Raw genomic sequence first — 25,135 nt, 5'->3', positions numbered from 1 at the left:
TTTCATTGCCTGGCCTTATCCATGGTCGGGCTACAGGTACACTGCAGCCTGTGCAGAAGCCCATAAAAACGTAATTAATATTTAACGGTAACAAGACTTGTCCTGGAAATGACGTAGCGTGTTCAGGTGGCTGTATTCAGTAGATTTTATTTATGGCATACACGGAAGGCATTTTAAAAAAGCGCGATGTGGGATGGGAGCGGTAATGACGGGTAAAGTCAACGATGACAAGAATTACTTTAATAAACTGAAATATATGGTAATTAGCCTGAGGTAATACAAGCTTCTCGCGCACTGTGTAGCGGTGCAACTTATTGCGCGATAAATCGCACCGCTATCCACCAGGATGAATTACCTGCACGTTGCTTAACTGAACAGCAGCGTTAATGTCATTAACCGGCAATTAAGAATATAAATATAGTTAATGATTTATCAGCGCGGTTAACAACCTGTAATCGTCAGCGCCAGGTCTCTTCACTTACTCATCCAGCTGTAAATAGCAGACACGCAGGCGGTGCCCGTCCGGGTCCAGCGCGGTAAAGGTGTAGCCAAAGTCCATGCGCACCGGCGATTGAATGATGGTGATTTCGCGCAGCGCGCCCCATTCGTGATAAAGAAAATCGACATCGTCTTTGCGCGCGGTTTTAAACACAATTTCGCTACGCGCTGCACTGGCGGGCAGAGAGAGTGCGGGTTCAACGGTATACTGCGACCAGATACCCAGCTTAAAGCCGCTCTCAAACACAAACATGGCAAAAGTCGGGCTGAGTTCTGCGGGTTTGATGTCGAACAGCGCGGCATAAAAGTCAGCACTTTTCACGACGTTGGGCACATAAATAATGGTCATGTTAGCGGTAAGCATGGTGATCTCCTTGTGTGTTTACCGCTGCATAGTAGGGGGAGGCTGTGACAGATTTTGTCAGGAGTCGATGGGTTAACTGATAATTTTCAGATCGGCTTTACGGTGCTTTTTCTGTTCCTGATAGAAATTTTCATGGGGTCCGATATCCAGCAGATACAGTTCCAGTTTATTTTCCACCCAGCTATAGCCCAACAGCGTCAGGCGGTTATTCAGCTGAAATTTGTGCACGCGTAAAAAGTTTAAGTCACCTCTTTTAAGCTCACCGATCTCAGGCGCATAAACAATCCTGTCGATCTCATCCTCGACGATGGCACGTTGTGTATCGGGCAATTTATCGAGCGTTTTTTCAAAGCGGCGTGTTTGATAAACCTCGATGCTATTTTGTGGTTTTGGATCGGGGTGTTCGGCGGACATACGGCGAAACCTTCTGATTATCGACTTCAGCCTGGGCGATCAATACTTCAGCGATGAAGCTATACGGTAAGTCCGGATTATCCTCAGCAATCCGACCGATTTTCGCCCAATGCTCAATCTGCTTTGGAATGCTGCGGCTGGCGGCTTCAGCGTGAATTTTTACGTCGCTCACGAAGTCATCGTCTAAACGAATACTTGTGGCCATGAATATTACCTCGCGGATGAAAGCGGTGATGGACTGACTGTTGTAATGTTGAGTTGCGATTACTGCTGCACGCGGCCAAGTATGCGACATTTTGTCGCTTATAGCAACGTTATGTCGCTACCGCGTCGCGCTGTCCACCGGGTGACGTAAATGGTGATAATCCCGCCAGCGTTTCAGCAACTGATGACGCGTGCCGGGATAGAGTTCGCTGGTGACGCTGATCGCTTCAATGCGATCGACGCGGAAATTGCGAAACTCCTGGCGCAGTTCGCACCAGCCGCACAGCAGGCGCACGCGTTCAAAGTAGCCAATCACCACCGGCCAGATGGTGCGCGTGGAGAGGTTATCCTGCAGATCTTTGTAGCGCAGGCTGATCTTGCTGCGCTGATGGATTGCCTGGCGAATCTGCGGCAGATGGGTTTCGAACAACGCTTCGCCCTGGGAGGCGATCAGCAGCGACTGGTGATCGATACTCTGCGTAAGATGCGGCGGAATCACAGCCTGGACTTTGGCCAGCGCATGGCGCGCGGCGGACTTAAGCTCATCGTCGGTGTGTCGGGTGACCCAGTTGAGCCCGAGCACCAGCGCGTCAATCTCCTGACGGGAAAACATCAGCGGCGGCAAATGGCCGTCTGATTTCAGTAAATAACCAACGCCCGCGCTGCCCTCAATCTCTACGCCCTGCTGCTGCAAACTAAGAATGTCACGATAGACGGTGCGCACGCTGATGTGCAGCTGTTCAGCGATACGCTGCGCGGTCAGCGGATAGCGATGACAGCGCAGCAATTGCAGCAGTTCGGGAAGCCGCTGAGTTTTAGACACGATACGCCAGCCTTAAGCGAAGAACGCGCGCCGCCAGGAATCAGGCACGCAACAGTTGGCTTAATGTAGCCAAATCCGCCGTGCTTTGCAGCTCGCTGATAGCCAGTAACTGCTGCTGGCGCGCCGGCACTTCATGGCGTAGCGCCTGACACAGTTTGGCCGCCACATCTACGCCATCCGCCAGCGACTGCTGCCGCGTGCGGCGCTGCTGCAGCTGACGACCCTCTTTCAGCGTCAGCGTGACGAGATGAAAACGCCGCGCCGGGTTGAGCGCATCGGGCGGCGCGGACGCATCCGGCGTGCGACGCACTTTGGCCGCCAGCGGCATCACCGCCGGATTGAGCGCGCCTTCGGCAAAATCTTCCAGCCGTAAATTATCGTACATCAGCATGGCGGCAATCACGTACTCCAGGCTAAAGCGTGCTTCGATGCCGTTAGCCGGCACGCGAACTGCCGCCGCGATGTCACCACCAGGCGGGAAGGCGACCGTGATGTCATCAATATTTTCCAGCAGCGAGTCCAGCGAGTGACCTTCTGCCAGCCAGGCGCGCCGCAGCAGACGTGCCGCTTCGGCAGCGCTGTGAGTCCCGGCGCAGGTGGGGAAGGGTTTGAACTCCAGACCGGGGGTACTGATGCGCCACGGCGCGCCCCAGTTTTCCACCAGCCGATGCGGCTGCGCCTCGCCGTTACTGCTGGCGGCGAGAAACGCGTCGATCACGCCTTCATGCCGGCCATCGAATTTCGCCAGCGTCAGCTGCGCCGCCATCACTGCACGCTCTGCCGCCAGTCCGGCATGCAGCGGCTTCACCGCTGAACCAAACTGGGCGCGCAGTCCGCTGGCCTGGGTCGCCGCGATGCCGATCAGCGTGGCGCAGTCGGTTGCATTAAGCTGCAGCAGGCGTGCCAGCGCGGCCGCCGCCGCCAGCGTGCCCAGCGTGGCCGTGTTGTGATAACCCAGCGCATAGTGCTGCTGGCTGGCGGCCAGTCCCAGCCGGCCAGCCACTTCCACGCCGATGACATAAGCATCAAGGAACGCTTCGGCAGTGGCGGGCTGCTGTTGCTGCCAGGCAAACAGCGCAGGCAGAATCGCCACGCTGGGATGGCCGCGAAAATCGGCATGGAAATCATCGTAATCCAGCGCATGACCGGCATAGCCCAGCAGTAACGCCTGTGAGCGTACGCTGCCGTCGCCATAAACCTGTCGCAGCGCCGGTAAGCCGCTGTCCGGGACCTGCTGCTGTAACACCGGCCAGCTCACAGCCAGAAAATCCTGCACGCCAGTGCGCGCGGCATCACGTGCCGCCGCATCCGGCTGGCTTTGCAGGATGCGCTCAGCCAGCGCGTGGCTCAGGTTCATGCCTGCTCCAGACTGCGCAGCGCCGCCACGGCGAGCTGTGCGAGGTAGCGTGAGGTGGGCAGCAACACCGCATCATTGATGCGAAAAGCCGGATGGTGCAACGCATAAGGTTCGCCAGTGCCGATCATCACAAAGGCGCCGGGCAGCTGTTGCTGATAAAAAGCAAAATCTTCGCCGATCGGGCTGGCTTCCACCACGCGCGCCTCAAGTCCGCTGGCGGTGGCCTGTTGCAGAGCAAAATCCGCCCAGTGCGCATCATTCACCACCGCAGGCGGACCGGCGTGCCAGTTAAACTCAACCTCTGCGGCAAAAGCCGCACCGAGGCCGAGCACGATTTCGCGGAAGCGCTGCTCCAGTCGCTCACGCGTGGACTGAGAGAAGGTGCGCACCGTGCCTTCCAGCCAGGCGCTGTCCGGAATGACGTTCCAGGTGCTGCCGCTGTGCAGCTGGGTGATCGACACCACCGCGTTGTCAGCGGAGGGGGCGTTACGGCTAATCAGCGTTTGCGCCGCGGAGACAATCTGTGCCGCGATAACGATCGGATCGTTGCCCTGATGCGGTTTGGCAGCATGGCTGCCGGTGCCGGTGATGCGGATATCGAAGCGATCCACCGCCGCGGTCAGCGCACCGGCTTTGCTACCCACCACGCCAGGCGGCAGCGACGGATCGTTATGAATGCCGAAAATCGCCACCGCCTCCTGCAGCGCGCCGGTGGCGATGACATCCGGCGCGCCCTGGCCGGTCTCTTCGGCGGCCTGGAACAGAATCCGCACGCGGCCGGGCAGCGTTGCCTCCTGCTGCTTAAGCAGAATCGCCGCGCCGAGTGCAGCGGAAGCGTGAAAATCGTGGCCGCAGGCGTGCATCACGCCGGGACGCTCCGAGCGAAAAGCAACGTCCGACTGCTCTTCAATCGGCAACGCATCAATATCCGAACGCAGCACAATCAGCGGTCCCTGTGCCGGGCCGACCTCCGCCACCAGACCGGTTTTCAGTGGCAAATCAACGATGCGAATCTGGTGCTGTTCCAGCTGCTGGCGCAGGCGGGCGGTGGTTTCAAACTCCTGATTAGAGAGCTCCGGAAAACGGTGCAGTTCGTGGCGAAAGGCGATCAGCTGCTCGCCCAGCGCTGTTTCATTCAGTTGGCTCATGCCTGGCTTCCTTGTGATGCCGCCTGGCGCGTCAGCCAGGCATCGTGCGCGGTTTCATCCAGCACTTTTTTCATATATTGCGTGATGTGGCCTTTGCCGAGATCGGTGGTGTGCATGAGCACAAATCCGCGCTTGCGATACATATCAATCAGCCACGGATGGCTGATGGCGGTACCGAGCGAAACCGCCGGTGCGCGTAACTGGCCGCGTAAAATTTCCTGCTCCAGGCGATCCTGAACCTGGCGGCCAAACTGCTGCCCCGCATAGTCCGGGTGGGCGCCAAACCAGCCGATGTGCGGCAGGCCGAACGGACCCGGCAACGGGCCCCATGGATAACGCACGGTGACCGAGGAGACCATCACGCCCTGGGCATACAGCGCATACACGCCGTGGCTTTGCAGATGCCGCAGCGTTTTCTCGCGGTCAGCGGTGGCCGCATCAAATTTGATCCCCAGCGCCAGCGTGGGCGCATAGGCGGCATGCATCAGCGCCTGATAAGTGTCCACTTCGTCTTCTGTGACCTGACGAAACTCAAGTGTCATAGCTATCCCCGGAAAACCGCCCGGCGGGCGATAAAGAAAGAAGGCTCAGAGTAGCAGTAAAGCGCTGACGGGCTATATGTGAAATCCGGATAAGCTAATGCAAATTTGTGAAAATGAAATCGCGGCTTTTTCATTGCACTAATCGCCATTTACCGTAGTATGCATAAAATACATAGCGCTATAACTATTTCGCATTAATCCTCTGAAATATAACAATTTTGTTATGGCGTTTTTCCTAATCAGGGTGACAACGTGTTAGCGATTAAATCTCCGCGTGCCTACGCACACGAACCGGGACTGCGTGCGCGCACCGGTGAATTCATTAAACCTTATGCTACGCATATCCGTATTTTCACCTCTCCGCGCGCCTGGCAGGCGGTTAATCCGCAATTAACGCAAAGTCTGGAAACCTGTGGTATTCGCTGGGAAATCGAGTATTTGCACGGCGAATGCACCGATGCGGCCATTGATACGCTGAAAAGCAATCTGCAACAGCAGCAGGCTGAACTGCTGCTGGCAATTGGCGGCGGGCGCGTACTGGATGCGGCTAAAGCGGTTGGCAGCCAGTTACCGGAAATCACCGTCGTCAATTTCGCCACCGTCGCGGCGACCTGTGCCGCCTGGTCACCGGTGGCGATTATTTATGACGCGCAGGGCGGCCACGTGCGCAGCCAGCCGCTGGGCAAAATGCCTGAACTGGTGCTGGTAGACAGCGAAGTGATCGCGCAAAGTGATGTGCGTTACCTCAAAGCAGGCATTGTTGACGCGCTGGCTAAATACTACGAGTTCTCTCCTTATCTGCGGCACAACCCCCACGATCTCGCCCTCGATCTTAAAGTGATGACCGCGCAGCGCGCGCTGGATGTCTATCGCCAGCACGGTGCCGCCGCCGTGCTGGCCAACCAGCAACAGCAGGTAACGCCGGAACTGGTGAAGGTGATCGATGCCAGCATTGTGCTGGCCGGCCTGGCCAACAGCGTGCGTGACGTGCTGCCAACGCCAGGCTTTGCCCATGCGATTCATAACCGTCTGACCCATCAGCCGGAGCTGCACCACTGGCTGCACGGTGAAAAAGTCGGTTACAGCCTGCTGGTGCAGTCGCTGATTGAGCACGACGGTGAGCCGGACGCCGCGCTGCTGGCGCTGCTGCGGCAGTATGATATGCCGCTGACCTTAGCGCCGCTGCACGGCGATCGTCGCGCAGCCATCAGAAGCATTGCTGAACAGATCAAATTCCCGGCGGCCAGCGCCGAACGTCTGCCGTTCCGCATCAGCGCGGATGCCTTAGAGCAGGCGCTGCTGGCGACCGAGAACGCCTTTTAATTGTTATTGACCCTTTTATTGACCAGGAAAAAATATGGCTACTTCATCTTCACGCCGCATCCGTTTAGGGCTGTTTGTGCAACCGGTAGGACAGCACGTGAGCGGCTGGCGGCTGACGGAAAATCTGGGCGATCCGACGGATATTGACTGGCTGATCACCATCGCGAAAAAAGCCGAAGCCGGCAAGTTTGATCTGTTCTTCGTGGGTGATGCACTGGCGACCAGCATGTATCGTCTGCCTTCTACCATGGCGCGTCTGGAGCCGTTAACGCTGCTGTCGGCGCTGGCGGTCAACACCAAACGTATTGGCCTGGCGGCGACCGCCTCGACTACCTTCAGCGACCCGTTCACCATGGCGCGCAGCTTCTCGTCGCTGGACCACATCAGCCGCGGCCGCGCCGCCTGGAACGTGGTGACGTCGTTCTCTACCGATGTGGCGCGTAACTTCAGCCGCAGCGATATGCCTAATCATGCGGAGCGCTACGCGCGCGCCCGTGAATTCCTTGATGTTACCTATAAGCTGTGGGACGGCTGGCAGGCAGGGGCGGTGCAGCCCAACAAAGAGACCGGTCAGTACTTCATTGATGACAAAATTCAGCCGATTAACCACGTCGGCGAGCACTTCCAGGTGCAGGGCCCGCTGAACATTACCCGCTCACCGCAGGGGCGTCCGGTGATTATCGAAGCCGGTTCTTCCAGCGATGGGCAGAAGCTGGCGGCAGAGACCGCCGAGGTGATTTTCACCGCCTCGGCCAGCCTGGAAGAAGCACAGAGCTTCTACCGTTCGCAGAAAGATCAGGTGATTGCCGCCGGACGCAATCCGGATCACGTGGTGATCATGCCTGGCGTGATGCCGATTGTTGGCCGCACGCGCGAAGAGGCCAAAGCGCTGTGGAAAGAGCTCAACACGCTGGTTGATATAGACAACGGTCTGCGTCAGCTCTCGCTGCGCTTCAATATGGATCTGAGCCAGTATCCGCTCGACGGTCCGGTGCCGGAAGTGCCGCTGGGTGAAGGCAACCAGAGCCGTGTGAAGCTGATGACCGACATGGCGAAACGTGAAAATCTGACGCTGCGCGAACTGGCCGCGGTAGCCGCCGGATCGCGTGGTCACCGGGTAATCGTCGGTACCGCGCAGGATATTGCCGATGACTTTGAGCTGTGGCTCAACGAGGGCGGTGCCGATGGTTTCAACATCATGCCGGCGATCATGTCCGAGCAGCTTGATTTGTTTGTGGAGCTGGTGATTCCGGAACTGCGCCGTCGCGGTCTGTTCCGCGAAGAGTACGAGTTCGCCACGCTGCGTGAAAACCTCGGCCTGCCGGTGGTGTGAGAGACAGGAGCGAAACATGATCACCCTATCGAAGCGCGTACAATCTGTGTCGCTCTCGGCTAACGCGGCGGCACGTCAGCTGACGCGCCAGCTAAAAGAGCAGGGCGTGGATATTCTTGACCTCACCACCGGTGAGCCGGATTTTGATACGCCCGCGCACATCCGTGCCGCCGCCAGCGCCGCGATGGATGGCGGTGAAACCCGTTATACGCCGACCAATGGCACCACCGCGCTGCGTAAAGCGGTGCAGGCCAAACTGGCGCGCGAGAACCAGCTGCAGTACGCGCTGGGTCAAATCTGTATCGCCAACGGCGCAAAGCAAATCATCTTCAACGCGTTTGCCGCGACGCTAAACGACGGCGATAAGGTGATTGTGCCCACGCCATACTGGCCAACTTTCCCGGACAGCGTGCGCTTCAATGGTGGCGAGGCGGTGCTGCTGCCTTGTCCGCTTGAGCAGCAGTACAAGCTGCAGCCGGCGCAGCTGGCGCAGGCGATCACTGAGAAAACCCGCTGGCTGGTGCTGAACAATCCCGGCAATCCCTCTGGCATGGTGTACAGCGCACAGGAGTTGCAGGCCCTGGCGACGGTGCTGCGCGATCATCCCGATGTGCTGATTATGCTGGATGAGCTGTACGAACATATCCTGTTTGACGATCGTCAGCATGTTAGTCTGCTGCAGGTGGCGCCGGATCTGGCTGAACGCGTTTTGCTGGTGGGAGGCGTGTCGAAAACCTATGCCATGACCGGCTGGCGCATTGGCTTTGCTGCCGGGCCGCAGCCGCTGATTGATGCCATGGTGGTGGTGCAGTCGCAGAACAGTTCTGGCGCCAGCGCCATCAGCCAGGCGGCGGCGGTTGCGGCCTTTAGCGGTGGGCTCGATTTTCTGCCCCCGCAGCGCGCCGCGTATCAGGCGCGACGCGATGTCATTGTGCAGCAGTTGCAGCAGGTGGCCGGCATTGAAGTGCTGCAACCTCAGGGCGCATTTTTTGTCTTTTGTCGCTGTGCTGGCCTGCTGGGCAAAACCCGGCCTGACGGCGCCGTACTGCATGACGAACAGGATGTGCTGAATTATCTGCTGGAGAGCGGTGTGTCCGGCGTGGCGGGCAGTGCTTACGGCCTGTCGCCGTATTTCCGTTTGTCGATCGCCACGGATATCGATAGCGTGCAGGAGGCGGGTAAACGTATTGCGCGCGCCTGTGCAGCGTTAATCTGACGGGCGGGTGTGGGAAGGCGTAATGGCCTGATCACCTCGCGGCACACTGTATGAAAGGAATGCATGAAAGGATTGCATGAAAGCATTTAGGGTGCCGGGATACAGGGGCGGTGATGCGGCAATTAGCCGGTTCCGCCCCGATTTCCTGCGACTGGATTAAATCAGAAAATCATCCAGCGAACCGCCAGCGTCAATCGCTGACTTTATCGGCGAGGGAGTACGACCCTGACCGGTCCAGAATTTCTCATTACCCTGTTCGTCGGTAAATTTATACTTCGCCGGACGCGGTGCACGTTTTGCTTTGCTCTTCGTTTCACCCTGGTTTAATTGCGCCAGTTCATTAATTGTAATGCCGTCTTTGCGCAGCATCTCTTTATATAACGCCAGCTTCTCTTCTTTTTCGCGCTGTGCAGCACTCTCTGCCGCCGTCTCTTCGCGGCGTTCGGCGACCACCACGGCAAACTTCTCCAGCATTTCGTTTAATACCGCAACCTCAATATTACGTGCTTCAGCCCGCAGCGTACGAAGATTGTTCAATGCCTTGAGTGCATCGCTCATGTATAAACCCTTATTACTGATATCACTGATTTGAAAGCGTGCATTCTACGGCAATTTTATTCAAATGAAAATATTCACCCGCCGACAGATTTGTCCGGAAATATGCCCCGACCTGTACAGTTTTTGATTGGGCGTAAAGATTTTTGTCTCTTCATTGATTACGCATAAACATGTTAGCGGCTGATTTAATATTACCAGCCACCTACGTTAAGCCGTTCATTTAACATCGCAGCATCTCACACAATATACGTCACGGCGATTTACAGCTTAATAAATGGCGTCATGTTAACAACGCAGCGATTGCTGCAGGGATTAAAAGCGTTACTGGTCAACCTTAGCGCAGAAAAGGAAATTTTATAAACACCTTTCCTATCGGCAGCGTAATTATAAACCAATGGCGGTGACCGGGTACCAGGCCGGTAAATGCGTGGTGTTCAGATGCCAGATCAGGATGCAGGCACAGCCGTTCAGGCGGGGAGGCCGTAGGTCACGCACCGGTTGACTCAGATTAAGGATGATTTCACGCGTGATAGTTTCCTGTAAAGCAGCCTCAGGGCCGTTACTTCCTGAAGCATAAGATTTTTTCGCAGTGTAAAGGCGTCAGAAAGGCCGTAACAATTTCTTGCAATGTTAATCTTAATGCGTATATTTCTCATTTGCTTTCTTAACCAAATGCTCACCACAAAATAACGATAAGCCGATTGAGGAATATTATGTCTTGCAAAGAGATGCGCGTCCGGGACGCAGGTCTTGCGCCGCAGCGCGCGCTGCGCCTGTCACTGCTGGCAGTGCTGGTTGCCTCGGGTGTCGCTCAGGCGGCCGATACGCAAAACAGTGAGGCCACCCTGACCGTTGATGCCAGCGCCAGCGCAGAAGCGCAGCAGGCGCAGGCCGCAGCGGATTACAGCGTACCGGTGACGCGGGCCGGTACCAAAATGGCGCTGACCGCACGTGATATTCCCCAGTCGGTTACCATCGTCAGCAAGCAGCGCATGCAGGATCAACAGCTGCAGTCGCTGAACGACGTACTGAGCAACACCACCGGCATCCACGGTGTGGCCGCCGATATGGACCGCATCAATTACTATTCGCGCGGTTTTCTGATTGATAACTATATGACCGACGGCATTCCGACCGCGTTTGCCCAACGCTGGAACCTCGGTGATGCGCAGACCGATACCGCGCTGTACGAGCGCGTCGAAGTGGTGCGCGGTGCAACGGGCCTGCTGACCGGACCGGGCAATCCTTCCGCTGCCATCAACATGGTACGTAAACATGCCGACAGCAAAGAGTTTACCGGTAGCCTTGAAGCTGGCTATGGCAGCTGGAATAAGCAGCGTTACGTCGCCGATCTTTCTGCACCGCTGTCACCGGAAGGCAACGTGCGCGGTCGCCTGGTGGCCGGCTATGAAGACAAAAACAGCTTCATTGAACGCTACGGCGCCGATAAGAAGTTTATCTACGGCGTGGTCGACGCTGACGTGACGGACGCCACCAGACTGTCCGTTGGTTATGAATTCAGCCAGGTAAATACCGATTCACCGATGTGGGGCGGTGCGCCGCGCTGGTACACCGACGGCACGCAGATCCACTCCCGTCGCGGCTATAACACCGCACCTGAATGGGCTTACAACAACAAAGAAAATAAAAAGGTCTTTGTTAACCTGCAGCAGAATTTCGATAACGGCTGGAACATCACCCTTAACGGCACGCATAACGAGATGTTCCTCGACAGCAAGCAGCTGTATCTCGACGGTTACTTCGACAAAACCACTGGCGCAGGCGTCTCTGGTTATGCCGGCTATCCGGTGGTGGGCGGAACCGGCTACAACACCGGCAAACGTAAGGTGGATGCGGTCGATGCCTTCGCCAGCGGTCCTTATGAACTGCTGGGCCGCCAGCATGAGCTGATGGTCGGGGTGAACTACAGCCGTCAGGACAACAAATATTACAGCGCCTGGGCCAACATTTCGTCAGCCGAGTTGGGCAACTTTAATCAGTTCAACGGTGATTTCCCGGAAACTGACTGGAATCCGCGTGAACCCGCGGCCGACACCCAACTGGTGCGGCAGAAGTCAGCGTATCTTGCGACGCGCATCAATCTGGCCGATCCGCTGCACCTGATTGTCGGGGCGCGCTACACCAACTGGAACCGCCAGACGCTGACGGCAGAGATGGAGAAAAACAACATCACGCCGTACGGTGGGGTGATTTGGGACTTCTACGATAACTGGTCTGCCTACGCCAGCTACACTTCGGTGTTCCAGCCGCAGGATTATCAGGATGCGTCAGGCGCTTATCTCTCGCCGGTGATTGGCAAAAACTACGAAGCCGGCGTGAAATCCGACTGGTTCAACAGCCGTCTGACCACCTCGGTATCGATCTTCCGCACCGAACTGGATAACGTCGGTCAGAGCACCGGACAGACCAATGCGCAGACCGGTAATACCATTTACGTGGCGAAGAAGGGTGTGGTAAGTCGTGGCGTCGAGTTTGAGGTGAATGGGGCGCTGACCGATAACTGGCAGATGACCTTTGGCGGGACTTCGTATGTGGCGGAAGACGCCAACGGCGATCGCTACAATTCACAGCTGCCGCGCACGTCGTTCAACCTATTCACCAGCTATCGCCTGCCGATGCTGGACCAGCTGACGCTGGGTGGCGGTGTGAACTGGCAGGCGAGAACTTACGCGGATATCAGTGGCCCGGATGGCAATGGCACCTGGCGCACCCGTCAGGGCAGCTATGCGCTGGTGGATCTGTTCGCGCGCTACGACGTGACCAAAAACCTCAGCCTGCAGGCCAACCTGAATAACCTGTTCGACAAAGAGTACGACGAAAACGTCGACAGCACCGGCATCGTCTACGGCGAGCCGCGCAATTTTATGCTGTCCGCGAAATACCGTTTCTGATCATTAAGCTGGTATCAAAAGCAGCCCCTGACGTCCCCTCTCCCGGAGAACAGGCGGCACCTGACGTTCCCTCTCCCGCGTGCGGGAGAGGGTTAGGGTGAGGGGAAAACCGCACCCTCCCAACCCATGCACCTCAACATCCCGCCGCAATATAATCCCCATTGGCACTCACCGGCACCACGGTAAAAAACAGCACCAGCGCAAACATCACCAGCAACATCCCACCGGCGATCCGTACCGCTCTCAGCAGCGATGCCGCCTGCGGCGAGCGTTCTGCCAGCCACAGCTGTCCGGCGCGCTGACGATAATGCTGCACAAACAGTGCCAGCGCCACCAGCGCCATGCCGGTACCGAGCGCCATACTCATCACCGCCAGCATGCCCCAGCGCGTAATGCCGATGACGCTGGCGAACAGCAGCACCGTCAGCGCACCGCTGCACGGCCGCACGCCGGTGGCAATAATAATACCCGTCCAGCTTTTCCAGTCGCTGCGGTGCCCAGCCGCGACGCCATGCGCGTGGCCGCAATGATCATGATGATGATGCTCCGCTGGCGGCCTGCGCCAGGCTTGCAGCAGCAGCATCACGCCCAGCCCGGCAATGAACACAGCGCTGGCTTTCTCCAGATACCAGCGGCTCAGGCTGAGATCGCCGGTGGTCAGGTTAAAACCAACCGCGAGGATAAAGACAAAGGCAATCGCGCTCAGGCCCTGCACCAGGCTGCCCAGCAGCGGCACGCTCAGCGCCACGCCGCGCGGGGGCTGATGGGTGGTCAGCCAGGTGGTAACGATAAATTTACCGTGTCCGGGACCCACCGCGTGCAGAATGCCGTAAATGAAGGTCACGGCCAGCAGCCACAGTCCGGCACTGTACTGGCCGCTATTGATTTGCAGTAAATGGGTAACCAGCAGCCGGTGCAGCTGAATCTGATTTTGCAGCGCCCATGCCTGAAACGCGCTCCAGTGCAACGACAGCAGCGTCAGCGCGCTCAGCAGCAGCACGCTCGCGCAGAGAAATCCGTTTTTGGTGGCGGTCATAGTAATGAAGAAAGTGGTCCTGAATGTCACCAGCATGCGGATTTCTGCCGCGTTGTAAAGCCACGGCGGTTAAACGGCAGCCGCTCTCCGCATCGTGACGCATTCCCCTGCCTTGTGCAGCTGACTATAATCTGCCGACAATTTCTCACGGATGCCTTTTATGTCTGCTGATTCTCCTTTGCTGGCGGTACAAGACGTCACGCTGGCCGTGCAGGGGCGCACCTTGCTGGCGCCGGTATCACTGCAGCTGTACGCCGGTGAAACGCTGTTGCTCACCGGCCCGTCCGGCAGCGGCAAAAGCACGTTGCTGAAAATTATTGCCTCACTGCTGGAGCCCGATAGCGGCCAGATCCTGTTTCAGCAGCGGGATATTCACACGCTGAAAGTCGAACACTATCGCCAGCAGGTCTCCTACTGTTTCCAGACACCGCAACTGTTTGGAGACACGGTCTACGATAACCTGGCGCTGCCGTGGCAACTGCGTCAGCAACAACCGTCACGCGAGCAGCTGGTGGCGGCGTTGCGCAGTCTGCATTTATCCGGCGACCTGCTGGACAAAAACGTTGCCGGACTCTCTGGGGGTGAAAAGCAGCGGGTGGCTTTGCTGCGCAATCTGCAGTTTCTGCCACAGATATTGCTGCTGGACGAAGTGACCAGCGCACTGGACGAGCCCAATAAACAACGGGTTAACCAGCTGATTGCCGCGCTGGTGGCGGAAAAAGGGCTGGCGGTGATCCGTATCAGCCATGACGTACAGGAGATTGATGCCGCTGAGCGTATTCTGCGGCTGACCCCACCCGCAGCGGGAGAACAGTATGAATCAGCATAATATCAGCGACAGCTCGCTGCTGCTTTCACTCATGCTGGTGCTGGTAGCGCTGCTGATTAGCCAGAAAGAGAAGCTGGGGATGAGCAAAGACATTCTGTGGAGTGTCACGCGCGCCATTATCCAGCTGGTGATCGTCGGTTATGTGCTGAAGTCAATTTTCGATGTCAATAATGACTGGCTGACGCTGCTGATGGTGCTGTTTATCTGCGTCAATGCAGCGCTGAATGCGCGCAAACGCAGCCGGCGGATCGATCATGGTTTTATCATCGCGCTGGTGGCGATTACCAGCGGTACGGCACTGACACTAACGGTGCTGCTGCTGAGCGGTGCCATTGCCTTTGTTCCCATGCAGGTAATCCCCATTTCCGGCATGATTGCCGGTAACGCCATGGTGGCGGTCGGGCTGTGTTTCACTAACCTCAATCAGCGCTTTAGCGACAACCAGCAGAAAATCATGGAGATGCTCAGCCTGGGCGCGCCGATCAAACGCGCATCCGCCGGGCTGATGCGTGACAGTATTCGTGCCGCGATGATCCCCACCGTTGACGGCGCGAAAACGGTGGGGCTGGTAAGTCTGCCAGGCATGATGTCCGGGTTGATTTTCGCCGGGATCGATCCGGTTAAGGCGATCAAGTACCAGATCATGGTGACGTTTATGCTGATTGCCACCGCCAGCCTGTCGACCATCATCGCGGCGTATCTGTCCTACCGTCGCTTTTACACCGCGCGGGCGCAGCTTAAACCGTAGATTACGCCTGAAACCGCAGCGCCACGCCGCTGGCCTGTTCCGCGCTGACCACGATGGCATCCGGCTCTTCGCGGAAAGGCACATCGCCCAGCAGCAGGCTGGCTTTCACCCTGCGTAAGTCGCTGCTGCGCAGCGTCAGCGCGGCCATACGCGCACTGCCGTCATAATCGGGCGGCAGGCCGGTAAAGCGCTGCGTCACATAGTGCGCAGCGGCAAAGCGCACGGTGGCCACGCCCGCTTTCAGCACAAACGCGCCCTGCTGACAGGCGGTGAGCTTATCGGCACCAAATAAACGACTGTAGGGCAGCGCGGCGGCTGCCGGATCCTGGGCCACCACCACAAACTCAATAATATCGGTCACCGCGTTGGGATGCTGCTGCCACACTGGCTGCCAGACCGCCTGCGGTGTCTCATGCTGGCAGAAAAAACTGCGTCCGTTTGGCACCAGAGCGGGGCGCAGGCGTACGGTGCGAAAGCGCGCCTGCTGTGTGCTGCCATCCGGCAACTGCACCGGCCGGTAAAAACTGGCGGCGGGATCGCCATCAATATCCTGACTTTCCAGATAGCGCCACACTGCATCGGCATCGCCGGTTTTCCATACCAGACCGCTCAGGCCCGCCGGTGCCTGCCAGATATCCTGACGCTGGTGCGCACGTCCGGCTTCATAGCCCAGCAGTTCCAGATAATTATCACCAAACACCGCCAGATGATTACTGGAGCCCAGCGAATGATGGCCGCGTGGCGTGAGCTGGAAACCGAGCCGGCGATACAGCGCGCTGGCGTCATCCAGCCGATCGGCAACATTGATCACTGCATGATCGAGCTGTGGAACGGGTACCGGTATCGCCATTATTTGCCTCCTGGTTCGCATCATTACGATGACCGCGGTGTCGCGCTGCGTTCGGCTTCGCGTTGCGGTTGCCAGGCGAGCTGCGCGTCGGCGCCGAACGCCCGGGCAATATGGCTGACCAGCGTCGCGGCCTGCGCCGATGATCGCTGGCGCGCGCTGGCATCCTCGCTGTGCAGCACACCTTCCACGACGACCTCTGGCGGCAGCACGTTCCAGCTGTTGCCACCCTGAAAGCGGGTGACATCCAGGCCGGCGGCCGCCAGCGCGCTGACGATGTGGCTGCCGGTAACGATACTGTCGATGCCCTCATGCGGACGTGCAGCGTGAGCGCCTTTGCCGTGAATGGTGATATGGAAATGGTCAGTAAACGCTGCCGGTGTGGCAGATAACGTGTGTGTCATGGTCATCCCTGCGGCTGTTCAGGTAAGAAAGGTTCGCCCAGCGTTAGCATCAGGCGGTTGGCCCAGGCAAAAAACGCGGCGGACTGGATCAGGTCCAGCAGCTGCAGCGTATCCAGCCCGTGCTCGCGCAGCGCCTGCAGCTGGGTCTGGCTGCTGGCGACCGGGGTTAGCGATAAGGTGGCGACAAAATCGATAATCGCCGCCCAGCGCGCGGACTGGCCGTGTGCCAGCTCGGCACCCGGCGCGACATTCAGGAGTTTCTGCACCGCAGTCTCATCTTTTGACAGCTGACTGGCTTTGCGGGCATGCACGGACGCGCAGTAAATGCAGCCGTTGACTTTACTCACCACCGTGGCCGCCAGTTCACGCTCGGCGCGAGGCAAACCGCCAGGCGTATAAAAGATGCCTTTATCCGTCAGCGTGCGTTGTTCCAGCAGCGGCAGATTGCGCGCCAGCAGACGGAAATAGTCGGACTCGCTATGACCGTTTTTTGCCAGTGTCGCCTGTTCTTCCGCCGTAAACTCGCTGAGCGGTTTGGCTGCCAGCCACGGCTCCCAGCCCAGCTCCTGCTGGGTAAACGCAGTGAGCGCAGTCTGACCGCTGGCCGTGAGCGGGGCGCTATGCCATTTACCGGCCACCGCATGCGGCTGCGCGCGCGATGTTTCACCGCTCAGCAGGCGCAGGCCGGTCAGCAGGCGACTCTGAAAGCTGACAAATCCCACCAGCTGCGCCAGCGTGACGATGCCGCGCGGCGTCCAGCCGGCATGGCGCAGCGTGGTCAGTTGTTGCGGTGTGGCGTCGACCGGATGCAGGCTCAGCAGTTCAGCAAAGGCGCGACCGGCGGCAAAGCGCGCATCTGCCGGAGTTTCGCTGGGTTGCTGCTGATAGTGTGCCTGCAATGACGTAACGCCGTGCCAGCCGGCGACCTGCCCGGCGAGCGCGTAGCGCTGCGCCAGCGGGAAATCGTCGTCATCCTCGCCAAACAGCACCTCATAGCTGCCCTGAGCGTGTCGGGTCGCGGCCTGACGCACGTTGCGCGCCTCTGCCAGTTGCGCCGCCGGGTCGATATCGGCCAGTGCCGCCAGTAAATCTGTAGCCTGAGACATGGTTTTCTCCTGTTAAGCGGTACCCAGCGCACGCAGCGTGGGGGCAATATGTTCAGCAATTAACGCCACCGAACGCAGCGTATCGGCGTGCGGCGGATCGATAGAGTGCACCTGGAAGGTGATGTCGGTGGCGCGCGTCAGCGTGCTGTCGGCCAGCAGCGAAGCCAGCACCGCGTCGGCATCGCCGATATGCGCATCGAGCTGGCGCGCGTGGCTCTCCAGCGTGCTGCCAGTGATGTCGTGGCCCGCCTTGCGAAACTGCTCCGCCTGGCGCTGCAGACCGGGCGCGGCAAGGCGGCGCGCGTAGTCGTTCGAGTCGGCAACAAACGCGGTGCGTGAAGCCAGGATGCGGGGCGCCACGCCCGACGGCAGCGCCGCGAGATAAGCATCGATCATCGGGTTTTGCAGCTGCTGCAGCGACAGGTCCGGCTGGCCCGCCGGCCGCGGCTGGGTACGCGATAACATCAGCCCGTGACCGGCCTGGCCGGCACGCGTCGCGCCTGCAACGGAAAAGGTGGCGATCCACACACGCTGCGCCAGCGTGGGAGCCGGCGGATAGAGATGATTGTCCGGATGGGCCAGCGTGTCGCCGCGCCACGCGCTGAGCAGCGTATGCAACTGGTCGGCAAACACGCCGGCGCGCTGTTCGCTGGTCAGGCCAAACGGCAAAAATGAGGTTGGCGTGCCGCCGGAGCCGAGCCCCACCTCCAGTCGTCCGTCGCTCAGCAGGTCCAGCACCGCCGCGTCTTCGGCCACGCGCAGGGCATTTTCCAGCGGCAGGGTGATGATGCCGGTGCCGAGGCGGATATGACGGGTGTGCGCGGCCACGTGAGCAAGAAACACCAGCGGTGAGGGCAGCCCGCCTTCCTTTTCATGAAAGTGGTGCTGCGCGATCCAGGCACTGTCAAATCCGCAGCGTTCAGCGTGCTGAATTTGTTCCGTCGCCAGCCGGTAGCGCTGTTGCGCTGTGGTGTCGTCGAGCAGGCGGGTAAAAAAACCGATGCGTTTGCGCGTCATGCAGACTCCTTAATCAGCGGACGGAAAACCGGAATGGCGTCAATCAACGCGCGGGTGTAAGGGTGCTGCGGCGCATTGAACAGTGTGACGGTGTCACCTTGTTCAACCACTTCGCCGGCGCGCAGCACGGTAACGCTGTGTGCCAGTCGTCGTACGGTGGCTAAATCGTGGGTGATAAACAGATAGGTGAGGCCCAGCTCGCGCTGTAACTGTTGCAGCAATTGCAGAATCTGCGCCTGCACCGTGACGTCCAGCGCTGACGTCGCCTCATCCAGCACCAGGATCGCCGGTTGCGGGATCAACGCCCGTGCGATGGCGACGCGCTGACGCTGGCCGCCGGACAGCTCGCGTGGCTTGCGCGTCAGCAGATCCAGCGGCAGTGCCACGCGCTGCGCTACCTCGTGCACCCGCTGCTGGCGTGCGGCGGCGCTGAGCGAGCCAAAGTTGCGCAGCGGTTCTTCAATGATGTTAAACAGCGTCTGGCGCGGATCGAGCGAGGCGAACGGATTCTGGTAAACAAACTGGATTTTGCGCCGCAGCTGACGCAGCGCTTCGCCGCGCAGGCTGCTGGCATCAATGCCGTCGATCACCACTTTGCCGCGATCGGCGCGTTCAAAGCCAAGCAGAATGCGCGCCAGCGTGGTTTTGCCGGAGCCGGATTCACCTACCAGCGCGTGCGTCGTACCGCGTGGCACCGTCAGGCTGACCGCTTTCGCCACCGTCAGCGTCTGCTGCCTGCCAAGCGCAAACTGTTTATCGATGGCGTTGAGCTGAATCGCCGGGGTGGAAAAACGGGCTGCGGACGGATAAGGCAGAGCGGTAACATCAGGCACCGCGTCCTGTAACAGCTGGCGGGTATAAGGATGCTGTGGCGCGCTGACCAGCGTCGCTGCGCTTCCCTGTTCCTGGATCTCGCCGTGACGAAACACCAGCAGACGGTCAGCGCGTTCCGCGGCCAGCGCCAGGTCGTGGGTGACAAACAGCACGGCGGTGGCGAACTCACGGCGTAGCTGGTCGAGCAGATCGAGAATGCGCTTTTGCACCGTAACATCGAGCGCGCTGGTCGGCTCATCGGCGATGATCAACTGTGGTTGCAGGGCGAGAGCGATGGCAATCAGCACGCGCTGCTTCATCCCGCCAGAGAGCTGATGCGGATATTGATGCAGGCGCTGCTCAGGATGGCTCAGCCCAACTTTTTGCAGCAGTTCCAGCACGCGCTGCTGGCGCGCGGTCCGGCTAAGCTTCTGATGCAGCTGCAGGATTTCGCCAACCTGATCGCCAATGGTCTTCACCGGATTAAGCGAATTACCGGGATCCTGCGGCACCAGGCTGATATGCACGCCGCGCACGCTGTCCATGCGCCGGGATGACCAGCCGGCGATATCGGTGCCGTTCAGCAAAATTTTACCGCTATCGCGCCGGGCATTGTCCGCCAGCAGACCGATAATCGCCTGGGCCGTGGTGGTTTTGCCTGAGCCGGATTCACCGACCAGCGCCACCATCTCGCCCGGCTGCAGGGAAAAGCTCACGTTGTGTACCACTTCGTGCCACTCGCCGCGCTGGCGATAGCTGAGGCTGAGGTTTTCCACGCTCAATAGCGCTGTCATGCGTCACCTCCTGCCAGCTGACGGCTGACGCGATTCGCCGCCAGCACCACGGCGACCACCACCACGCCGGGAAAGGTAGTCAGCCACCACGCGGTAGCCAGATAGTTGCGGCCTTCGGCGATCAGCAAACCCCATTCGGGGGTCGGTGGCGGCGTGCCATAGCCGAGAAAGCTGAGGGTTGAGAGCGCCAGAATGGCCTGACCGAACTGCAGCGCGGCGAAGGCAATCACCGCGGTCAGCGAGTTCGGGACAATGTGGCGCCACAGTACCTGCCAGAAACGGCCGCCACTGCCATAAGCCGCTTCCACATATTCACTGCGGCGAACCCGCACCACTTCGCCGCGCGCCAGCCGGGCAAAACTGGCAATCGAGGCAATGCCCACCGCCAGCGCAGCGTGCACGGTGCCAAAACCCAGCAGGATCAGCAGGCTTAATGACAGCAGCAGCGCCGGGATTGAAAGCAGCACATCCACCAGTCGCATCAGCGCCTGTTCAGTGCGGCCGCCCACGGCCCCGGCCAGGACGCCCAGCGCGGTTCCGCCAGTGAGCCCCATCGCCACCGCCGCGACCGCCGCAGAGAGTGACTGCGAGGCGCCATAGACGATGCGCGCCAGCAGGTCGCGTCCGAGTTGATCGGTGCCGAGCCAGTGCGCACTGTGCGGCGCTAAGCGCTGCGCGCCGGCAATGCCTTCGGTCGGGCTATAGTGGGTGAACAGTTGCGGTGCCACGGCCGCCACGAATGCCAGCGCCAGCACCGTCCATGCCAGCCACAAGCCAGGCTGCAGGCGACGGGCACGATCGCGCCGCAAGGCCGGCTGTCCCTGACGCGCGGTAGAGTAATCGACCAGACTCATGAATTTCCTCCGGCTACGGTTTGCAGACGTGGGTCGAAGAGCGGCATGAGCAGATCGACCAGCAGGTTGATCAGTACAAACGCCAGTGCGGAGATCATCACCACCGCCTGTAACACCGCCACATCCTGATTGTTGACCGCCTGCTGGGTCAGCTGGCCGATGCCGCTTAAGCCGAACACGGTTTCGGTAATCAGCGCGCCCGCGATCAGTTCCCCCAGCAGCAAACCGGCCACATTGAGCACCGGCAGCAGCGCGTTACGCATGATATGGCGCCACAGCACGTGTGGTGCGCTGGCACCTTTGGCGCGGGCCACGGCGACAAACGGCTGAGTAGCAACCTGATCGATGCTGCGCAGCAGAATCTGGGCCAGTGGGGCGGAGATGGGCACGGCGACGGTCAGCACCGGCAAAATCAGCCCCTGCAGGGGCGATGGGTTGATCACCGGGATCCAGCGCAGTTGAAAGGAGAACAGCTGAATCAGCGCGATACCAAGCCAGAACGTCGGCAGCGAAATAAACAGCGCCGGCAGCGACTGCAATAGCGCGCGTAGCAGGCGCAGCGCCGGCAGCCGCGCCAGCGCCGCCAGTGCGAAGGCCACCACGCAGGCAACGGCAAATCCGGCCAGCGCCAGCTGCAGCGTGGCGGGCAGATTGCTGCGCAGCAGATCGCTGACCGGCACACCTGCCTGCACCGAGTAGCCAAAGTCACCGCGCAGCATCGCCAGCAGCGTATGCAGATACTGCTGCCAGATCGGGCTATCGGCACCGTAGGCCTGCCGCATCTCTGCAATTTGCTGCGGGCTGAGACCCAGATCCGGATTCTGGAACTTGATCAGCACCGCATCGCCCGGCAGCACCTGCAGCAGCAGAAACGACAGGGTAAACGCCGCCCATAACACCAGCAGGCTTTGTCCCGCTCTATGCAGCAGTGCGTGTCGCATCATCATCCTCTCAATGTTTTTCCAGCCATGCGCCGTAGAACGACGGTCGGCCTACGGCTTCAAAGCTCACGCCCTTCAGCCACGGCGCGCCGGCAAACACCTGCGGCTCTTCAAAGATCGGGATCACATAAGCCTGATCCAGCAGATAACGCTGGGCGTCTCCGGTGAGCGCCAGACGTTTCGCCGGATCGACTTCGGCCGAGATCGCCACCAATAGCTTGTTGAGTTGGTCGTCACGGAAATGCCGGACTTTGTCGCTGGAGCCACCTTTTTGCAGCAGCGCATCGCGGTTGGCGGGATAAAACATGCTCTTCACCACGTCCGGGTCGGCGCGGCCCACTTCCGAGACCGTGAGCGGCGTTTTTAGCGGATCGAGGTTGTCCAGCGTGCGGCTGCCGGCGTCACCGGCTTTCACCGTGAGCTGGACGCCAACCTGACGCCACTGCTGGGCCACCAGCTGCAGCACTTCTTTGTTCTGCGGCTGCGGCAGCGATTCATACACGGTCAGGGCCAGCTTTTGACCCGCTTTGGCGCGGATGCCGTCGCTGCCGGGCTGCCAGCCAGCCTCATCAAGCAGTTGCCCGGCGCGGGCGGGATCGTATTTCAGTTTGTCCGCGAGGTTGACATACCCGGCGGCCGAGGCGGCGAGTACCGAGGTGGCCTGCGGATAGTTAGGTGAAAACAGGGTTTGCACCACCTGCTGCGCGTTGGTCGCGTGCAACAGCGCCTGACGTACGCGCAGATCGCTGACCAGCGGGTTGTCCGGGCGGAAGCTGATGCTGTCGTTGACGCCACGCGTCGGCGCTGCGTAAACCGGGAACGCCTGCTGCTGTGCCTGTTTTTCGTCATACGCCTGCACCTGGCGAATAAAATCGGCCTGACCGGCCAGCAGTGCGCCGATGCGCACGCTATCTTCCGGTGTGACGATAAATTTGATGCCAGCCAGATTCGCCGGTCCCTGCTGGGCGCTGTTTTTCGGTCCCCACTGGTAATCTTTGCGCGCGGTTAAATCCACTTCCCGCCCAAGCTTTTCATCGCTGACCACAAATGGCCCGGAGCCAATAATATGGCGCGCATCGCCGAGCTGGTCGAAGCTGCGCTGCAGCGTGCTGAGGGAAACCAGCCCGGAGCCAATGGTGGCCGTGCCCTGTAAAAATCCAGGTGAGGGCTGTTTGAAATAAAACTTCACCGTCTGGGGATCAATCACTTCGCTGCGTTGGTAATTATTAATCACTTCAGATACCGGCAGGCGCTGGGCTTTATTACCGAGTCCGTAAGTATCAAAGTTTTTCGCTACGGCATTCGCATCCAGCGGCGTGCCATCGGAAAAGGTGACGCCAGGACGAATTTTAAAGGTATATTCCGTTTTATCCGCGTTGCTGCTCCAGCTTTCGGCAATCCACGGTTCCACCTGCAGCGTTTTCGGATTTTGCCACGTCAGTTTGTCGGTGATCTGATTAAGAATGCCGCCGTTGGGATAAAAACCCCCGGCCGGCGGATAAAGATTGGTATGTGCCTGCTGTTCCAGATAAATCAGCGTGCCGCCTTTGACCGGCGTCTCCGCCGCGTGGGCGCTAAATATCCCTGTCAGCAGGGCTAAGCTCAGCGCCCGCAAGTGAAAATGCGTCTTCATGATGATTTCCTTTGTTATCAAGTGCCCGGTGGGCTGAAATCATCATCAAATGTGCAACCCGTGAGTTGAACCAATGAATTGCACTAAGCTTTTGCGAAAATAACAAAAGCGGAGAATTAATTGTATGCCGCAATTACCGGGTTGTTTTCCTGGCTCGATAAAAATTGTTTTTTTCTCAACCTGAAAACCTGCACTGAGGTTATTGCTGCTGCAGATCATTACCGGCTCGCGTAATGTTAACCCGACAGAAAGCGAAATCCGCTTTACCAAAATCAGGCTTTCATGCACCAGTATTATGACTATTTCTCATTTCCTGAATCGCTTTGCCGATTTAGTTGTTTTACGAAATATAAATCTCCCCGCCACACTAAGCGCCATATTCATCGCAACCCTATTCATCGAAATAAGGAACAGGCGCATGTCATACCGACTGAGTTTGCTCGACAAATCACCGATTGCAGCAGGTGAGAGCGCCACGCAGGCCCTGCATCGCACACTGCAGCTGGCTCAGCGCGCGGAAGCCTGGGGTTATCACCGCTTCTGGCTGGCGGAGCACCACAACAGCGAGCAGCTGGCGAGTCCTTCGCCGGAATTGTTGATTGCCTGGATCATCGGCCAGACCCGGCATATCCGCGTGGGTTCCGGCGGCGTGATGTTGCAGCACTACAGCCCTTATAAAGTGGCGGAAAACTTCAACCTGCTGGCTGCGCTGGCACCTGGACGTATTGACCTGGGCGTGGGTAAAGCGCCCGGCGGACTGCCGCTTTCCACCCGCGCGCTGCAATTGGGTGTGCGCCAGCAGGAGAAAGGCAGCTTTGCCGAACAGCTGGCGCTGCTGGATAGCTGGCTCAGTGTGCCGCCGGTGGGGGATGAGGAGATCCTGCGCGCCACGCCGCAGCCGCCGCGTCCGGCCAATCGCTTTCTGCTCGGGGCCAGCGAAGCGAGCGCCCGACTGGCGGCAGAGCTCGGCTGGCAGCTGGTGTTCGCCGCACACCACAACGGCGATCCGCAATTGATGGCGCAGGTGCTGAACAGCTATCGCCAGCACAGTCAGGGTCAGCGTGCGCTGGTGGCGGTACAGGTGGTGGTGGCGGATTCGCCGGCAGAAGCTGACCTGCTGGTCGACACACTGCGCATTTATCACGTCAGCGTGACGGGCGGACAGAGCGTTAACGTCGGCAGCATTGAACAGGCTGAGCGCTATGTGCGTCAGGGCGGTTTCAGTGACTACGTGATTGAGCCACGCACGCCGTCGCTGCTGAAAGGGACCGCGGCACAGGTGCACGCGCAGCTTGATGCGCTGCACCAGCGCTACGGCATTGAAGAGTTTGTTATTGATACGCCGGTGGCGGAGGAGCAGGCGCGGGTGAAATCCCTCGAACTGCTGGCGACGCATCGTCTGGTTAGCGCCTGACCGGGAG

The 25,135-nt window shown here is 59.1% G+C and carries 24 protein-coding genes; 7 read left to right on the top strand and 17 right to left on the bottom strand.

The window, feature by feature from the left end; translation table 11 throughout:
* Positions 1 to 478: 478 nt before the first annotated feature.
* The 7 genes from K7H94_RS20895 to K7H94_RS20865 all read right to left on the bottom strand — a co-directional run bounded on the left by K7H94_RS20895 (position 479) and on the right by K7H94_RS20865 (position 5,350).
* The gene (locus K7H94_RS20895) at positions 479 to 862 is read right to left on the bottom strand and encodes a VOC family protein (RefSeq protein ID WP_222952125.1); all 384 of its coding nucleotides are present in this window, start codon (positions 860 to 862) and stop codon (positions 479 to 481) included.
* A gap of 72 nt (positions 863 to 934) precedes the next feature.
* Positions 935 to 1,276, bottom strand: a complete 342-nt coding sequence (locus tag K7H94_RS20890; protein WP_222952124.1) for a type II toxin-antitoxin system RelE/ParE family toxin — start codon at positions 1,274 to 1,276, stop codon at positions 935 to 937.
* Complete coding sequence (locus tag K7H94_RS20885) at positions 1,239 to 1,481, bottom strand: ParD-like family protein (RefSeq protein ID WP_071813632.1); 243 nt, start codon at positions 1,479 to 1,481, stop codon at positions 1,239 to 1,241. The genes K7H94_RS20890 and K7H94_RS20885 overlap by 38 nt, the downstream gene beginning before the upstream one ends.
* A gap of 117 nt (positions 1,482 to 1,598) precedes the next feature.
* A complete protein-coding gene (locus K7H94_RS20880) occupies positions 1,599 to 2,303 on the bottom strand; it encodes a helix-turn-helix transcriptional regulator (RefSeq protein ID WP_211724600.1) in 705 nt (234 codons plus the stop codon).
* 40 nt (positions 2,304 to 2,343) lie between these two features.
* Positions 2,344 to 3,660, bottom strand: a complete 1,317-nt coding sequence (locus K7H94_RS20875; RefSeq protein ID WP_222952123.1) for an MmgE/PrpD family protein — start codon at positions 3,658 to 3,660, stop codon at positions 2,344 to 2,346.
* Complete coding sequence (locus tag K7H94_RS20870) at positions 3,657 to 4,808, bottom strand: amidohydrolase (RefSeq protein WP_058775941.1); 1,152 nt, start codon at positions 4,806 to 4,808, stop codon at positions 3,657 to 3,659. The genes K7H94_RS20875 and K7H94_RS20870 overlap by 4 nt, the downstream gene beginning before the upstream one ends.
* A complete protein-coding gene (locus K7H94_RS20865; RefSeq protein ID WP_021509027.1) occupies positions 4,805 to 5,350 on the bottom strand; it encodes a GNAT family N-acetyltransferase in 546 nt (181 codons plus the stop codon). The genes K7H94_RS20870 and K7H94_RS20865 overlap by 4 nt, the downstream gene beginning before the upstream one ends.
* A gap of 252 nt (positions 5,351 to 5,602) precedes the next feature.
* On the opposite strand from K7H94_RS20865, the gene K7H94_RS20860 reads away from it, so the two are divergent.
* Genes K7H94_RS20860 through K7H94_RS20850 form a run of 3 tightly spaced genes read left to right on the top strand, consistent with a single transcriptional unit; the run spans position 5,603 to position 9,222 of the window.
* Positions 5,603 to 6,673, top strand: a complete 1,071-nt coding sequence (locus tag K7H94_RS20860) for an iron-containing alcohol dehydrogenase family protein (RefSeq protein WP_058759090.1) — start codon at positions 5,603 to 5,605, stop codon at positions 6,671 to 6,673.
* 34 nt (positions 6,674 to 6,707) lie between these two features.
* Positions 6,708 to 8,006: an LLM class flavin-dependent oxidoreductase gene (locus K7H94_RS20855; RefSeq protein ID WP_058770255.1), complete on the top strand. Its 1,299-nt coding sequence runs from the start codon at positions 6,708 to 6,710 to the stop codon at positions 8,004 to 8,006.
* 16 nt (positions 8,007 to 8,022) lie between these two features.
* Entirely contained in the window at positions 8,023 to 9,222 is a 1,200-nt protein-coding gene (locus K7H94_RS20850) for an aminotransferase class I/II-fold pyridoxal phosphate-dependent enzyme (protein WP_222952122.1), read from the top strand.
* 156 nt (positions 9,223 to 9,378) lie between these two features.
* On the opposite strand, the gene K7H94_RS20845 is transcribed toward K7H94_RS20850, so the two are convergent.
* Positions 9,379 to 9,780: an H-NS family histone-like protein gene (locus tag K7H94_RS20845; RefSeq protein ID WP_021509031.1), complete on the bottom strand. Its 402-nt coding sequence runs from the start codon at positions 9,778 to 9,780 to the stop codon at positions 9,379 to 9,381.
* A 713-nt stretch (positions 9,781 to 10,493) separates the two neighbouring features.
* Here K7H94_RS20845 and fhuE point away from each other — a divergent pair.
* Complete coding sequence (gene fhuE, locus K7H94_RS20840; protein ID WP_222952121.1) at positions 10,494 to 12,692, top strand: ferric-rhodotorulic acid/ferric-coprogen receptor FhuE; 2,199 nt, start codon at positions 10,494 to 10,496, stop codon at positions 12,690 to 12,692.
* Between the two features lie 133 nt (positions 12,693 to 12,825).
* Here the strand turns inward: fhuE and K7H94_RS20835 are convergent, their stop codons facing one another.
* The gene (locus K7H94_RS20835; protein WP_222952120.1) at positions 12,826 to 13,764 is read right to left on the bottom strand and encodes a nickel/cobalt transporter; all 939 of its coding nucleotides are present in this window, start codon (positions 13,762 to 13,764) and stop codon (positions 12,826 to 12,828) included.
* A gap of 124 nt (positions 13,765 to 13,888) precedes the next feature.
* Here K7H94_RS20835 and fetA point away from each other — a divergent pair, with 124 nt between their 5' ends.
* Positions 13,889 to 14,557, top strand: a complete 669-nt coding sequence (gene fetA, locus K7H94_RS20830; RefSeq protein WP_222952119.1) for an iron efflux ABC transporter ATP-binding subunit FetA — start codon at positions 13,889 to 13,891, stop codon at positions 14,555 to 14,557.
* Positions 14,544 to 15,305, top strand: a complete 762-nt coding sequence (gene fetB, locus K7H94_RS20825) for an iron efflux ABC transporter permease subunit FetB (RefSeq protein WP_021509035.1) — start codon at positions 14,544 to 14,546, stop codon at positions 15,303 to 15,305. The genes fetA and fetB overlap by 14 nt, the downstream gene beginning before the upstream one ends.
* 1 nt (position 15,306) lies before the next feature.
* Here fetB and K7H94_RS20820 read toward each other — a convergent pair whose 3' ends face one another.
* Genes K7H94_RS20820 through K7H94_RS20785 form a run of 8 tightly spaced genes read right to left on the bottom strand, consistent with a single transcriptional unit; the run spans position 15,307 to position 23,714 of the window.
* Positions 15,307 to 16,155, bottom strand: coding sequence for a VOC family protein (locus K7H94_RS20820; protein ID WP_222952118.1), 849 nt, complete (start codon positions 16,153 to 16,155; stop codon positions 15,307 to 15,309).
* Between the two features lie 23 nt (positions 16,156 to 16,178).
* A complete protein-coding gene (locus K7H94_RS20815; protein ID WP_222952117.1) occupies positions 16,179 to 16,556 on the bottom strand; it encodes a peptidase dimerization domain-containing protein in 378 nt (125 codons plus the stop codon).
* Between the two features lie 2 nt (positions 16,557 to 16,558).
* Positions 16,559 to 17,662 carry an alkylhydroperoxidase domain protein gene (locus K7H94_RS20810; RefSeq protein ID WP_222952116.1) on the bottom strand — a complete coding sequence of 368 codons (1,104 nt, stop codon included), beginning with the start codon at positions 17,660 to 17,662 and terminating at the stop codon, positions 16,559 to 16,561.
* A gap of 12 nt (positions 17,663 to 17,674) precedes the next feature.
* Positions 17,675 to 18,679: a putative FMN-dependent luciferase-like monooxygenase gene (locus K7H94_RS20805; RefSeq protein WP_021509049.1), complete on the bottom strand. Its 1,005-nt coding sequence runs from the start codon at positions 18,677 to 18,679 to the stop codon at positions 17,675 to 17,677.
* Positions 18,676 to 20,286, bottom strand: coding sequence for a dipeptide ABC transporter ATP-binding protein (locus K7H94_RS20800; protein WP_222952115.1), 1,611 nt, complete (start codon positions 20,284 to 20,286; stop codon positions 18,676 to 18,678). Before K7H94_RS20800 ends, K7H94_RS20805 begins: the two co-directional genes overlap by 4 nt.
* Positions 20,283 to 21,140, bottom strand: coding sequence for an ABC transporter permease (locus tag K7H94_RS20795; RefSeq protein ID WP_021509051.1), 858 nt, complete (start codon positions 21,138 to 21,140; stop codon positions 20,283 to 20,285). The genes K7H94_RS20800 and K7H94_RS20795 overlap by 4 nt, the downstream gene beginning before the upstream one ends.
* Positions 21,137 to 22,081 (bottom strand): ABC transporter permease, encoded by a 945-nt coding sequence (locus K7H94_RS20790; RefSeq protein WP_193750276.1) that lies wholly within the window; start codon positions 22,079 to 22,081, stop codon positions 21,137 to 21,139. The genes K7H94_RS20795 and K7H94_RS20790 overlap by 4 nt, the downstream gene beginning before the upstream one ends.
* A 10-nt stretch (positions 22,082 to 22,091) precedes the next feature.
* On the bottom strand, positions 22,092 to 23,714 hold the full coding sequence (locus tag K7H94_RS20785; RefSeq protein WP_222952114.1) for a TIGR04028 family ABC transporter substrate-binding protein: 1,623 nt from the start codon (positions 23,712 to 23,714) through the stop codon (positions 22,092 to 22,094).
* Positions 23,715 to 24,132: 418 nt separating this feature from the next.
* On the opposite strand from K7H94_RS20785, the gene K7H94_RS20780 reads away from it, so the two are divergent.
* Entirely contained in the window at positions 24,133 to 25,128 is a 996-nt protein-coding gene (locus K7H94_RS20780; protein ID WP_222952113.1) for an MsnO8 family LLM class oxidoreductase, read from the top strand.
* The last annotated feature ends 7 nt before the right edge of the window (positions 25,129 to 25,135 follow it).

The organism is Pantoea dispersa (assembly GCF_019890955.1).
Classification (GTDB): domain Bacteria; phylum Pseudomonadota; class Gammaproteobacteria; order Enterobacterales; family Enterobacteriaceae; genus Pantoea; species Pantoea dispersa.
The sequence above is the reverse complement of the archived record's forward strand: the minus strand, read 5'-3'. Positions and strand labels throughout refer to the sequence as shown.